Annotated in this window: 12 protein-coding genes; 11 read left to right on the top strand and 1 reads right to left on the bottom strand. The window is 33.0% G+C overall.

The annotated features are described in order from the left end of the window. Positions 1–403 precede the first annotated feature (403 nt). The 5 genes from N4A68_00845 to N4A68_00865 all read left to right on the top strand — a co-directional run bounded on the left by N4A68_00845 (position 404) and on the right by N4A68_00865 (position 5,398). A complete protein-coding gene (locus N4A68_00845) occupies positions 404–2,311 on the top strand; it encodes a S8 family serine peptidase (protein ID MCT4562865.1) in 1,908 nt (635 codons plus the stop codon). 206 nt (positions 2,312–2,517) lie between these two features. After that, entirely contained in the window at positions 2,518–3,579 is a 1,062-nt protein-coding gene (locus N4A68_00850) for a 4Fe-4S dicluster domain-containing protein (GenBank protein MCT4562866.1), read from the top strand. Between the two features lie 182 nt (positions 3,580–3,761). Next, positions 3,762–4,442 (top strand): TVP38/TMEM64 family protein, encoded by a 681-nt coding sequence (locus N4A68_00855; GenBank protein MCT4562867.1) that lies wholly within the window; start codon positions 3,762–3,764, stop codon positions 4,440–4,442. Between the two features lie 14 nt (positions 4,443–4,456). Continuing rightward, entirely contained in the window at positions 4,457–5,272 is an 816-nt protein-coding gene (locus N4A68_00860; GenBank protein MCT4562868.1) for a rhodanese-like domain-containing protein, read from the top strand. Positions 5,273–5,275: 3 nt separating this feature from the next. Continuing rightward, positions 5,276–5,398, top strand: coding sequence for a hypothetical protein (locus tag N4A68_00865; protein ID MCT4562869.1), 123 nt, complete (start codon positions 5,276–5,278; stop codon positions 5,396–5,398). A gap of 684 nt (positions 5,399–6,082) precedes the next feature. Here the strand turns inward: N4A68_00865 and N4A68_00870 are convergent. Beyond that, positions 6,083–6,751 (bottom strand): hypothetical protein, encoded by a 669-nt coding sequence (locus N4A68_00870; GenBank protein MCT4562870.1) that lies wholly within the window; start codon positions 6,749–6,751, stop codon positions 6,083–6,085. A 270-nt stretch (positions 6,752–7,021) separates the two neighbouring features. Here N4A68_00870 and N4A68_00875 point away from each other — a divergent pair, with 270 nt between their 5' ends. The 6 genes from N4A68_00875 to N4A68_00900 all read left to right on the top strand — a co-directional run bounded on the left by N4A68_00875 (position 7,022) and on the right by N4A68_00900 (position 13,684). After that, positions 7,022–7,594, top strand: coding sequence for a biotin transporter BioY (locus N4A68_00875; GenBank protein ID MCT4562871.1), 573 nt, complete (start codon positions 7,022–7,024; stop codon positions 7,592–7,594). Between the two features lie 50 nt (positions 7,595–7,644). Beyond that, entirely contained in the window at positions 7,645–8,622 is a 978-nt protein-coding gene (gene bioB / locus N4A68_00880) for a biotin synthase BioB (protein MCT4562872.1), read from the top strand. A 241-nt stretch (positions 8,623–8,863) separates the two neighbouring features. After that, positions 8,864–9,259, top strand: coding sequence for a helix-turn-helix transcriptional regulator (locus N4A68_00885; protein ID MCT4562873.1), 396 nt, complete (start codon positions 8,864–8,866; stop codon positions 9,257–9,259). 296 nt (positions 9,260–9,555) lie between these two features. Next, the gene (locus N4A68_00890; GenBank protein MCT4562874.1) at positions 9,556–10,455 is read left to right on the top strand and encodes a fumarylacetoacetate hydrolase family protein; all 900 of its coding nucleotides are present in this window, start codon (positions 9,556–9,558) and stop codon (positions 10,453–10,455) included. A gap of 314 nt (positions 10,456–10,769) precedes the next feature. Beyond that, positions 10,770–11,666 carry a nitroreductase family protein gene (locus N4A68_00895; protein MCT4562875.1) on the top strand — a complete coding sequence of 299 codons (897 nt, stop codon included), beginning with the start codon at positions 10,770–10,772 and terminating at the stop codon, positions 11,664–11,666. 425 nt (positions 11,667–12,091) lie between these two features. Continuing rightward, positions 12,092–13,684: a L,D-transpeptidase family protein gene (locus tag N4A68_00900; GenBank protein MCT4562876.1), complete on the top strand. Its 1,593-nt coding sequence runs from the start codon at positions 12,092–12,094 to the stop codon at positions 13,682–13,684. Positions 13,685–13,764: the final 80 nt, after the last annotated feature.

Below are 13,764 nucleotides of genomic sequence, written 5' to 3' on the forward strand. Positions count from 1 at the left end.
TGGAAGCCGGGTAATCAATTATTTTTATTGACTACCTGGCTTTTTATATAAATAGAATCGGAAGTAGCTATAGCAATAATGCAGGGAGCTACCGGATTCTATTTTGTAATAAAGTGTTTTTTAAGACCCTGAAAAATATAAGAAAGCCCCATATAAATAGTCTGACAACTTTATTCCTTTTACTATGAGTATATGAAATACAAAGCAATATGTTCCAAATAAAAAAATATTGTTACATAAAATGTATTTATACTGAATTTTTATTTTTATACACTTTATTCATCAAATGGGAATATTATAAATTAGTTGAGGGAATTGCATAATTTAAACTTAGCTAAGTTGCATAATGAACGGGGGATTATGCAATTTGCTCAGTTGTAGTATATAGGGGGAAAAAGTATTTATGAAAAAGGCAAACAATAAAATTGATACGACATTGGATTTAATTTTGAAGCTGCCTGAGGAAAGAAAACAAAGAAGCGGATATTTAAAGACCGGATTCGAAACCCTTACAGATAGTTGGGAGCTAATAGTGAAGTATAAAGGTAAAAATATAAAAAAAATAGCTAATGAATTGGATGCACAGGTAGAAATTATTAGTAAAAAATTTGCCATATTTACTATAGAGGAAGAAAAGATATATCTATTATCACAATACAAGGAGGTAGAATATATTGAAAAGCCTAGGAGGCTTATTAGTTCAATTAATACAGTGGGAAAATATGATTTAGATGCCCTTCAAAAATACTCTATAAAGGATTTAAATGGAGAAGGAGTAATGATTGGAATAATCGATTCCGGGATAGAGTATAACAATCCTGATTTTATAAATGAAGATGGGACTACAAGAATTGAATGCATATGGGATCAATCAGTTGTTGAGGGACAGTCCCCTAAGGGATTCAATAAGGGAACGGAATGGAATAGAAAGGAAATAAATAGAGCCTTAAAGGATATAAAGGAAGATAAATATTCATCAGTAATACACCATATTGATGTATTGGGTCATGGAACTTGTGTAGCAGGTATAGCAGCGGGAAATGGAAGGTCCCATGGAGGTAATTATTCGGGCGTAGCTCCAAAATCCGAATTAATGATTGTTAAGCTAGGAGCAAGGGGAGGAGAAGGATTTTCAAGAACTACAGAGTTTATGAGGGCTATGAGATATTTAGTAGATAAAGCTAAAAGCATAAATAAACCTATAGTCATAAATGGAAATTATGGTACCGATGAAGGATGTGGTGATGGTAATTCATTATTTGAAAGCTGCATAAATGAAATTTTGGAGGAATGGAAGATAACAATGGTGGTTGCTGCTGGTAATACGGGATATGCAGGCCATCATTTTGGTGGAAGAGTACAGGGAAATAAAGATACTGAAATAAAAATACAAGTGGGCAGAGAAGAAAGAATAATAACGTTGGAAGTATGGAAAAATTTCTATGATGTATTTGATTTTGAATTGATATCTCCCCATGGATATACAACGGGGAAAATAGATGTGGACAAAGAGCTTTATAGGATTGATATAGATACTATGGAGTGCTATATATGCTTGAATGAACCCAATAAAGACGATAGGAACCAACAGGCTTTTATTTTAATCTTGCCTAAAAATGACACAATTAAGGAGGGGATATGGAGCTTAAAAATTCATGGTAAAAACATTGTGGATGGAAGCCTAGATATTTGGATTCCCATGACGGAAATAGACCAAGAAGAAACTAGATTTTTAAAAAGTGATTTCAGCCGTACCATAAGAGTTCCCGGAACGGCATCAAAGGTGATAACTGTAGGGAGCTATGATCCTTTGACCAATAGTGTTTGTAATTTTTCTGGCAAAGGGAATTCAGAGCCAGAACAAATTATTAAGCCGGAATTAGTTGCCCCTTATGGCAATATAATAAATCCCCTTGCTAAGATAGATAATCGTAATTTAATTGGTACCGGAATATCAACAGCATATGTGGCTGGTGCAGCAGCACTATTAATGCAATGGGGTATAGTAATGGGAAACGATACCCAACTGTACGGAGATAAAGTAAAAGAATATCTTATTAAAGGTGCAATGAGAAAAAATGAGAAAATGGAGTTTCCCAATAACCTATGGGGCTTTGGAAGTCTATGGATAGAAAACAGTATAAAATTAGCGAAACTTGGAGGTAATAGGGGAAGCAAAAATGTAGAGCCTAATGAAAACTATATTCAGGAAAGAATAGTTAAGGTTTTAGGAGTACATCCTATGCACATGAATCCCATATTTCTTTCCTATTTCCCAGTTATTTATGACAAATACAACCATGTAGATTAAATTTAAATAATGATATAATATATAGTAATACTGCTTTAAATATTGATGAATTTTTCTAAAAAGTATATAAGTATTTATTATTTCAGCATAAATTCTAACTTATACACGTCCAAAATGCCCGAAAGCATCTCATATTTCTCCATTTATAAATTAAGCTATACTATAAAACCCTATACACTAAAGAAAAATTAAGAAGGATGATTGCTATGAAGAGGATAGATGAAAGAGATACGATGTTTGCAAGGATGACCTATCAAAAAGGCTCCAAGGAATACGAAGATTACTATAAAAGAAATCCCGATAAAAAGGAAATTGATGATGAACTTAGAACCCTACCAAGTATATGTGGAGAAGGAACAGCCACCTTTCATTCTCTTCATTCACCCCTTGCAGATGCTGGATTTAGATTTTTATCGGATATAAAAAAATATGTAGAAGGTGAAGTAAATAAAAATAGAGTTGAGGTTGAAGCTGAGGAAATAACCAAAAAGATAAAGAAATTTTCAAGATATTTTGGAGCAAAACTAGTAGGAATAGCAAAGCTTAAAGAGCATCATTATTATAGCTATAGGGGAAGAAATCCAGAAAGCTACGGAGAGAAAATAGATAAATTTCATAAATACGGAATAGTTTTTGCTGTAGAAATGGATAAGGATATGATAAACAGGGCCCCACAATGTGAAGAGGTTATAGCTGTGACAAAGGGGTATATTGATGGGGCAATAATAGGTATGTGGATTAGCTATTATATTAGGGAGCTGGGATACGAAGCAAGAAATCATATGGATGGTAATTACATGGTAGTTGCGCCACTTGTCGCTCAGGATGCTGGTCTTGGGGAGATAGGAAGAAATGGATTACTAATTACAAAGGAATATGGACAAAGGGTGAGACTTGGTGTAGTTACTACGGACATGCCCCTTATACCAGATGAAAGAGAGGATTTCGGGATTAAGGAATTCTGTAAGGTATGTAATAAATGTTCTAAAACCTGTCCAGGTAAAGCCATACCCACTGGAGACATGGAAGAAATTGATGGGGAGCTTAGATGGCAAATAAATCAAGAAAATTGCTATGTCATGTGGAGACGTATAGGAACTGACTGCGGTGTGTGTCTATCTACATGTCCATTTAGTCAAGGAGTACCTAGGGAGCTGGTAGATAATATGAGGATTTCTAAGAAAAATATGGGTAAAATTCTAAGGGAATACGAAGAAAAATATGGCATAAGACCCTATATTAGAGAACCCCTGGATTTATTAAAATAATACGATGGTACATAGGCTTTTACAGTTGGTACAATAGCATAAAAGTAAATAGCAAAATTTTTGTGGGGGTTACTATAAAAAAAACATATGATACATACTTGAAGTATAGAAAAAATTAATTAGACAGTAACATGGATAAAATGATATCGTTTTTAGTATCAATGCATAGGGAGGAATAACAAATGAAATTTATAAAAAACAATAAAATAAAGATATTAATTATTTTAGCTATTATATGTATGTACTTGTTTATACCTTCAGTTAAAATAAATATAAATCAAGCTATATTTATTTTGAGTAATGTTAATGTGGACATGGCTAGAGAATATATATTGTCATTTGGGATGTGGGCGCCTATTGTATCTTTCTTACTCATGATTTTACAATCAATTGCTGCACCCCTTCCTGCATTCATTATTACCTTTGCTAATGCAGGATTATTTGGATGGATTAAAGGAGCTATTCTTTCTTGGTCTAGTGCCATGGCGGGAGCTGCAATTTGTTTTTATATAGCCAGATTTTTAGGAAGAAATGCAGTAGAAAAGCTTACATCTAGAACAGCATTAAAGAGTGTAGATGGATTTTTTGAAAAATATGGTAAATACGCGATTTTAATTGCAAGATTACTACCCTTCATATCATTCGATATTGTAAGCTATGCAGCAGGGCTTACATCTATGAGTTTTTGGTCATTCTTTATAGCTACAGGACTGGGACAACTTCCTGCTACAATTATTTATTCATATATAGGAGGTATGCTTACAGGAACTACAAGGACTTTTGTATTTGGATTATTATGCTTATTTTCATTAAGTATATTAATAGCACTAATTAAGAAAATTTGGGATGACAAAAAAAGATAAGGAGGGAATTAGAATTGAAATCTAAAGGGAAAATTTTTTTGCTGATGAGTATTTTGATTATTACTTTTTTAGCTGGATGTGCTAAAGAAAACTCGACAGTAAAAAAAGAAGATTTTGATGCGTCGATTTATGTAAATAATGAATTTTTAATAACGCCTAATGAATTAAAGGATTTATTGGGAAGTGAAGAATTAGTACTTCTTGATTGCAATAAGCCTGATATTTACAATAAGCAACATATTCCTGGAGCTGTGAGCATAGGGCTTCATACATTCTCAGATAAAACAGGGAAACCAGGGGATCCAGGATGGGGAACCCTTGTAAAAAAACAGGAATTAAAGTCAAGACTTGAAGCATTAGGTATAGATAATGATAAAACGGTAGTATTTTATTCAGATGTATTCAAGGGACCGGGAGCTGATGGACGGGCTATTTGGCAGTTAAAGCAAGCTGGTATGGATAATGTGAAGCTATTAGTTGGAGGACTTTCCTATTGGAAAGAGCTAGGTTATGAAACAACTAACGAAGTATCAAAACCAATTCCGACTTCAGGTGTAGTTCTTAAAGACTATGATGAGAGCTATAGTGCAACAAAAGAGTATATATATGAAAATCTAGGAAAGCAAGTCTTAATAGATGTTAGAACAGAAGGGGAATTTAAGGGATCTCAAAAAGTAGGAGAGCCAAGGGGAGGACATATTAAAGGATCTGAGCATATGCTATGGACAGATATTTTAAATAAAGATGGTACTCCAAAATCTCCAGATGAAATTAAGACTATTATGGCTGATATGGGAGTAGGGCCTAAAGATGACTTTACAGTATACTGAACTATGGGTATAAGATCTGGATATACATCCATGATCCTCAGAGCCGTTGGCTTTGATAAAGTTAGAAATTATGAAGCTTCAATATATGAGTGGGGCGGAGATTTCGATATGCCTATGGAAAAATAGCATAATTTGTTTACAAAAAAGGATTCCTTTAATTATAGAGGAATCCTTTATTATTAAAACATATACATAGAGTTTAGGATGAACCTCAATTTATACATATGGAAATATACCATGTTTCTGGGGAACTTTGATATGTATAAATCAAGATTTTGACTATAATATCTATAGAGCAAATTACATAATTACTTTCTATAAGAATCATCTACTACATGTAGTTTTAAAATCACTAAAGCTATACCACCAAATATGCCATATCTTAAATATTCAAATTAAGGATGATATTCGCATATTAGGTTTAGCCAAGTAAGAGTTATGCAATTTCCTCTATACCTAAAAATCCATATTAAAGCTGAAAAAAACCGAGGCTTAAAAATCTAAAACGGGATTATTTATCTTTTATTAACCATTTATTTTGGTGAATTATTGGAGTATTGAATAAGTGAAATAGTGGGCTTTATGATCTATGGATGATGCATAACGAATATCGAAGCCATTGGCTATAGATGACAGATGAACAAATAATCTCATATTTTCAACTTAAGCTCTTTAGCTAGATCATCTTTGATATTTTGTAGCTCCATAGTTCTGCTACCGAACCAATCCACACTTTTAAATAATCAAGCTCCAGTATGTTTCAGCTTAAATATGGATTTTTAGGTTAGCAAAGGGGACTATACCTCTTTGCTAACTATTTTTATTATTTCTTTTAAAGGCCTCTACTATGTCCTCCAAGGAATCATGGATATTGTATTCCATCTGGAAATCTACGACCTTTTGAAGCATTACGTTATCTATTGCTTCCGATAGAAGATCCGCCTTATTAAGTACTTTTTTGTAAAGTCCCTTTACTATATTCCTGTCATAATTTATTTTTTTAAGAACCTTAACCTCATAGTTATACTGACTTTGATTACCTTCGTTGTTTATAAGATATCCAATTCCATCTCTTATGTATTCCTCACTTCTATTTTGAGTAAGGTTTTCTAGGCTATATAATGCAAAGCTGCGAAGGTTTTTACTATATTCAATGGCAGTATCTAATGGAAGCTTCTCAGAGTTTTCTACCCAGTCAACCAGTATAGTAGATTTAGCCTTGTTTATAGCCATTGAAAGCTCCATCTTTTTATTTGTTAAAGAATTGATTAAATAAATAATATCCTCAATACCGATATCCAAATCACTTTTTTGTTCAATTAACTTTACTTCATCTTCCTCACTTTTCAAAACCTTGCTTTTCAAATGCTCTTCTTTTATATCATAAATTAAAGTTTCACTATCCAAATAATTACTCAACCTATCAATTGTTTTCTGTAAAAAATTTGCATACCTACCGGCTTCCTTAATATTTAGCATAAATCATTCCTCCAATCTAAAATTTTGGAATAATATAATTATAAGACAAAGTCACAAAAAGTACAGTATATTAATAAAGATGTAAATTGGTTGTAATAAAGCTGTAAAATTGACAGTGTGTGATAAAATACCCTTTCTTTATAATACTGAGGGTGTCAAAGGGAAGAGATTGCAAACTTCAAATGTCAACAAAGTAAACGTTGGTAGTTGACAATGCGAGTTCCTTAAGTTACTATATATATGTAATACATAAATGAAGGGAGACTGACTATGAAATTAAGTACACGTGATATGATTCTAGTAGCTTTATTTGCAGCACTTACTGCCATAGGAGCCTATTTAGTTATTCCCACACAGCCAGTTCCGTTTACACTACAAATTTTATTCTGTATGTACGCAGGAGTATTTTTAGGAGCAAGATTAGGTTTTTTATCACAGGTAGTTTATATTTTAATGGGATTAATAGGACTTCCTGTATTTGCAGGGGGTACGGGAGGATTTTTCTATATACTAAAACCTACATTTGGTTACCTCATAGGATTTATTTTATGTGCTGCTATTATTGGAAAGATAACTGAAAATATTAGTGAGATTAAAGGGGTTATAGGGTTTTTTAAGATTTTTACCGCAGGAGCAATAGGACTTTTTGTCGTTTATGCAGTCGGAGTTCCATATTTATATGGAATAGTTAATTTTTACTTAGGCAATGCAATGTCATTTGAAGCTGCAATGAAGGCTGGTCTTTATCCATTTATAATACAGGATTTGATCAAGGTAGGTATAGTTGCATTTACATCCATATTTGTTATACCAGCTATTAGAAGAGCAGGATTTATTAAATAGCTTAAAAGTGATGGATAATAGACCAAATTTGAAAAGGAGTTATATTCCATATGAGAAAACTAATAATGGATATCACAGATAGGATACTAAAGGGTGGAAAAATTAAAACTGAAGAAGCACTAAAACTAATAAATATAAATGAAGACGATATGGAATCCTTAGAGTCCTTATTTCAAGGGGCAAATGCAATAAGAAAAAGGTTTGTTGGCAAGAAGGCTGACCTATGCACCATAATGAATACAAGATCTGGAAAATGCTCCGAGGATTGCAAGTTTTGTGCGCAATCTTCCCATTATAAAACTGGCGTAGATGAGTATGAGCTTTTAGACTATGATAAAATTTTAGAAAGAGCAAAGGAAATGGAAGAAGCAGGGGTTCATAGATTTTCCCTGGTAACTAGTGGAAGGGGAATGCAAAATAAAGATTTTGAAGCAATCGTAGAAATATACCAGAAACTTAGTAGAGATACTAATCTAAAGCTATGCGCTTCCCATGGCATAATAGACTATGATCAGGCTATAAGATTAAAGGAAGCTGGAGTCCAAATGTATCATCATAATGTGGAAGCCTGTAAGGATTATTATAGTGATATATGCACCACCCATACCTATGAAGATAGAATAGACACTATAGAAGCTGTAATGAACTCTGGTCTTGAGATTTGTTGTGGTGGTATCTTAGGAATGGGCGAAACTAAAGAGGATAGGATAAAGATGGCATTTGAAATAAAGGATCTAGGGGTAAAATCCGTGCCTTTAAATGTACTTAGTCCTATTAAGGGAACACCATTAGAGGATACAGAGCTATTGGCACCTAATGAAATTTTGAAGACGATGGCACTATATAGATATATCATTCCAGACTGCTATATAAGATATGCTGGGGGAAGAATGGCTTTGAAGGAAAAGCAGAATATAGGATTTAAGGCAGGAGTAAACGGTGCATTAACAGGAAATTATTTGACAACCATAGGTAATAATATAAAACAGGATAAGGAAATGATTATATGTGAAGGATTTGATTTATAATAGCTATTGAGGATTTTAAAAAGGAGAAATTGAGCATTCTCCTTTTAATCAAGGACTTAAATCTATGGGGCATAATTGTGACAAGGGCTGATATAGGAGCTATAAATAACAAATATGGTCGATAATGATATAAAGCTTGTTCTTACCTGTTGTTTTTCGCCACATCATACAATACACTCTGAATATTGACAAATTTTTTAGTTGTTATATAATAAATAATAAATATACAGAGGTGAATGTGATGGGAAAACTTCAAAATGAGTATAGATGTTCTCTTCAGCTTGCTATAGATATACTTGGTGGTAAATGGAAGATGAGAATTATTTGGTATCTTTTAGATGGAACCAAGAGGTTTTCTGATTTTGCACGGAAAATACCAAACATTTCCCAAAAAACCCTTACACAGCAGCTGCGGGAACTTGAAAACAAAGATATCATCTCAAGAAAGATATATGCTGAAATGCCACCTCGTGTTGAATATACTCTAACAGAATACGGCTATCAATTATCAGATGTTTTGAAAGGACTGAGTAATTGGTCTCATCAATACGCAATCGACAAAGATATTCCTGTAAGCACACGAAAGAAAAACAACATAAAGATAGATGATGGTGAGGAGCAAATAATAGATCAGTAACGAAATTGAATTTATATTTTGTCTTTTACTATAATCAATAGGTAGACTTGTGTTTGAATAAAAATCAGAACACAAGTTTTTTATTTAAAATATTTTTTATAAAAAAATTTGAGGTGTAAAGATAGTTTTTTGAACAAATAGTGATGTAGTTCAATCTTTCTTCTAATATATGTTTTGAGAAAATTCTTTGTAGACTTAATGAAAAGCAATTAATTTATTCATAAATGTTAAAGGATTTAGAAAAATTATATAGAAATTTTAAATATAATTTATTAATTATGAAAGGGAGAATGGATATGTATTTTATAACCTATATACATGATAATACAGAGGAAATAGGGATTGTTTTAAAACAGCAGAAAAGAATTTTTCCTATGAAAGAAGTATTTAAATACATAGATATGAATTGTCCTGAAACAATGAATGATTTCATTGACATTGCAGCTGATAATTTGATAAAAGATATAAAGGGAGTACTCAATGACGGAAAACTTAAAGGAATACCAGAAGAAGATGTAAAGCTTTCTGCTCCTATACCCTATCCAAGAAGAAATATTATTTGTCTCGGTAAAAACTATATAGATCATGCTAAGGAGACTAGGGGAATCCCGGGCGGTACCGATGACATACCAAAGTCCCCGATTTATTTTTCAAAAATTGCAGCTCCCGCAATAAGTGATGGAGATATTATCTTAAACCATAGTGAGATAACGGATATGGTTGATTATGAGGTTGAACTTGCTGTTATTATTGGAAAAGATGGTATTAATATAAAGGCCCAAGAAGCTGAGGAGCATATATTTGGATACACTATTGTAAATGATGTATCGGCTAGAGATGTTCAAATGAAGCATGGACAATGGTTTAAAGGGAAAAGCCTTAAAACCCATTGTCCAATGGGACCATATATTGCCCACAAAACTTTAATTCCATTCCCAATAGAACTTGATATTACCTGTAAAGTAAATAATGAGATTCGACAAAATTCTAATACAAAGAACTTAATATTTGACATACCATATATAATTAGTGATTTATCCAAGGGAATGGGGTTAAGGGCTGGAGATATAATCATTACTGGTACTCCAGCAGGAGTTGGTTTAGGATTTAACCCATGTAAGTATCTAAGACCTGGGGATAAGGTAGAGTGTTATATTGAAAAAATAGGAACCCTAACTAATATGGTTGAAGAATAATAGTATAAACCTATCCTAAATTCTTATAAAATTCATAAAATAAAGTTTTAATATAACAATAATATATAGAGATTCCAGTCAAAACTCTAATTTATACATGTCCAAAACTCCCACAAACACTGAGTATTTGTACATGTATAAATTAATTGTTTAACTGGAATATCTATATAGATTTCCCAAAGTTAAACTTAATTTATACATCTCAAAATATCCGATGATTCTAGGGATTTTTGATGTGTATAAATTAATTGTTTAACTGGAATATCTATAGTGTATATATTAAATACAGAAATAAGAATTTAGGAGGCTTAATTATGAAGGTAAATAAAGTGATCAAGGATACAAGATCGGTAAGGGAATATAAGGACAAAAAAATAGATACAGGTGTTATAAATCAGCTGTTGGATGATTTGAATAGGAATAGAGCCTTAAAGAAAGATATAAAAATGGATTTTGGCTTCATGGACAATGGAAAGGAAGCCTTCGAAAAGCTAGATGGTCTTGTGGGATATTTTGGAAAGTTTATTAAGGCACCCCATTATATTTATATCACTTCAGAGGTTGAAGACGGATATCTAGAGAATGCAGGTTATCTAGGTGAGGAGCTTATTTTAAGGGCTACTGATCTGGGACTCGGCTCATGCTGGATAGAGGTTTCTGAAAATATAAGCAAGGTAAAGGATATTTTGGATATCCAAGAAGATAGGGATATCATAGGACTATTGGCGATTGGCTATCCTAAAAAGGGATCAAAGGTTGCAGGCATGTATGATGTCAAGGGAAAAAGTGTATCCCCATTAACCCAGTATGGATATCCAAATATAGATATTAAATATGCAGATGCCCCTGTAAGTGAGAGAATCTCCATCGAAGACATGGCATATATTAAGGATTGGGGTAAAAAAGCAACAATTGATGATTTAGAAAATAGGGGTATGGCTGAGGTGTTTTATTACATGAGATTAGCACCTTCATGGGGGAATAGACAACCTTGGAAGTTTATAATAGATGGAGAGAGGATTGTTTTGGCTGTTAGCAAGGATGAAAAAATTACGGAAAGAACAGCAAAAATTGAAGCAGGAATAGCAATGTTATATTTTGAACTTATGATTCATCAGGTAGGTATTCCCGGTGGATGGATATTAGAAAAACCCGAAAAGAATTACAATATACCAAGGAGCTATTTTGTAGCTGGATATTATAGAATTTAATTATGCAATTTGCTCAATTAACATTATAGACTTTATCTATAATGGGATATGGTCCTGTGGATATTTTAGGGATATATGTTGAAGGACAGTTCTTTGAGGACAGACTTAGGGTGTTTCAGAATAAATGAAGCTTCAGATTTTGAAATTTTACCCATTTGGATGGTACTAATGTACGTGCCAAGTCGGTGGAATATCAAATGACAAAGAAATTTATCATTCTGAGATGCCCTATTTCAATATCTAGAATAGGAGAACCCCCTTGGAGTGGAATAATGAGTAAAGAATTATAATAAAATCATTGTAAATTCTTTTTAACCACTTTATACTTAATATGAGTTAATATGTAAGTATAAAGTATATATGGACTTATACAAAATTAATAAAAGCACTGTATAGGTATCAATTTATAAAAGGGAGAAGATTTTATGAAAAAAACAATGTTTGCATTAATTGTTATAGCACTACTTATGTCTGGGTGTTCTGAGATCCAAAGTACCCATGCGGATAATACTTTGCCTGCCGATAATGAAACAAAAAATTTGATTGATGAAAATAAGAGATTAGATAATGAAGGAAGTAATAGGGGAGATATCGAAGAAGACGTGAATGCCTCGGATTTGAAGGAAGATGAGGACCTCACGGAAATTGCCGAGGAAGAACATAAGACGGAAGAAGATACATTAGTGCCACAGGAAGAGGTAGAAGAAGAAAAGCAAAATGAATCAGAAGAAACCCAAGAACAACCAATAGGAGATATAGATACTAAGGACACTGAGAATGTAGATATCCCCGGAGATAATGCAAATCAGGGGAACAAGCCAGAAGAAAAAGAACCCGATGAAGTAAATCAACAAGAGCCAGAGCAGGATCCTAATATTTTAAATACATTTGATACAGAATTGCCCACAAGCATAAATTTAGATATAAAGTATCACAAATATCATACAAGCTATGATTATCTCCTTGTATTGAGATCCAATATAAATGTTAGAGAAAAGCCAACTACGAAATCTAAGGTAGTAAAAAAGGCCTTTATATATGAGAAGCTAAATTTAGCCCAGGAAGTAAAGGGGCAATATATGAAGACAAGTAATAGTGACAAATGGTATAAGGTTTTTTGGAAAAATAAAGATCAAATTCAATATGGATATGTATTTGGGACACTAGGTCAGCCAAGAAAATTCCAATTTGATAAAATGGAAGGGGCTATAAACACCTTGAAAAATGAGGTCGATAATAGTAGTACAGCATATATATCTAACTATAAAGATAGAAATGGCAGAGCCCCACTATATAATGGTGCCATAGATGATAAATATGGTGTAAAAAGATACCAAGCCGCTCCTGCTTATCTTGAGCCAAATACTGGTTCTGAATTTAGGTACATTTCCGATGGAACCTTAGTTACCATATTAGATAAAAACGAAAAATATTACAAGGTTAGAACCCTTAATTTTGAAGGTGAGTACTGGGTTCCTAAAAAATATGTAACCTCTTGGCATTCAATCAAAGAGCTGACAAAGGCCGTTGTAGTAGATAGAAAAAATCAGAATGAAGCTGTATTTGAATATAAAGAGGGCAAATGGAATCTCATATCCTATGTTTTTGCAACTACTGGCGCAAAGGCTAAGCATAAAGAAGAGACATCCCTAGGTTATTATATGGCTATTCAAACAAGGGAAAGATTTATGTACCTTGATGATGAAACTAGAGAAGTATCGGGATACGCTCCCTATGCTACAAGATTTAATGGGGGAGCTTATATTCATGGAGTACCAGTACAATTTAAGATAGTAGAGGAAGAGATTGAGGCAGATACAACGGGTGATGCAGATAAAAATTTGGACACAGAAGCTAAGAAGAAAAAAAAGAGAATAGATCCGGGTTTAAAGGAGTACCTTTATACCATAGGCTCTACCCCACGTTCCCATAAATGTGTAAGAAATTATACCAGCCATGCTAAGTTTATATATGATTGGATAGATATAGGTAAAACAGCTGTTATAGTTATAGAATAACACCTTTGACATAATCTAAAATTCTATACAATAAATAGAAAAGAATTCTTATTAACTCATCGTGTAAAGTAAGGGGTAAA

This window comes from Maledivibacter sp. (assembly GCA_025210375.1).
Classification (GTDB): domain Bacteria; phylum Bacillota; class Clostridia; order Peptostreptococcales; family Caminicellaceae; genus JAOASB01.

Bases quoted from the DNA above. Each gene is read 5' to 3' on its own strand.
- N4A68_00850 (MCT4562866.1), top strand. From the start codon at position 2,518: ATGAAGAGGATAGATGAAAGAGATACGATGTTTGCAAGGATGACCTAT.
- N4A68_00865 (MCT4562869.1), top strand. From the start codon at position 5,276: ATGGGTATAAGATCTGGATATACATCCATGATCCTCAGAGCCGTTGGC.
- N4A68_00890 (MCT4562874.1), top strand. From the start codon at position 9,556: ATGTATTTTATAACCTATATACATGATAATACAGAGGAAATAGGGATT.
- bioB (MCT4562872.1), top strand. From the start codon at position 7,645: ATGAGAAAACTAATAATGGATATCACAGATAGGATACTAAAGGGTGGA.
- N4A68_00855 (MCT4562867.1), top strand. From the start codon at position 3,762: ATGAAATTTATAAAAAACAATAAAATAAAGATATTAATTATTTTAGCT.
- N4A68_00870 (MCT4562870.1), bottom strand. From the start codon at position 6,751: ATGCTAAATATTAAGGAAGCCGGTAGGTATGCAAATTTTTTACAGAAA.
- N4A68_00845 (MCT4562865.1), top strand. From the start codon at position 404: ATGAAAAAGGCAAACAATAAAATTGATACGACATTGGATTTAATTTTG.
- N4A68_00895 (MCT4562875.1), top strand. From the start codon at position 10,770: ATGAAGGTAAATAAAGTGATCAAGGATACAAGATCGGTAAGGGAATAT.
- N4A68_00885 (MCT4562873.1), top strand. From the start codon at position 8,864: ATGGGAAAACTTCAAAATGAGTATAGATGTTCTCTTCAGCTTGCTATA.
- N4A68_00900 (MCT4562876.1), top strand. From the start codon at position 12,092: ATGAAAAAAACAATGTTTGCATTAATTGTTATAGCACTACTTATGTCT.
- N4A68_00875 (MCT4562871.1), top strand. From the start codon at position 7,022: ATGAAATTAAGTACACGTGATATGATTCTAGTAGCTTTATTTGCAGCA.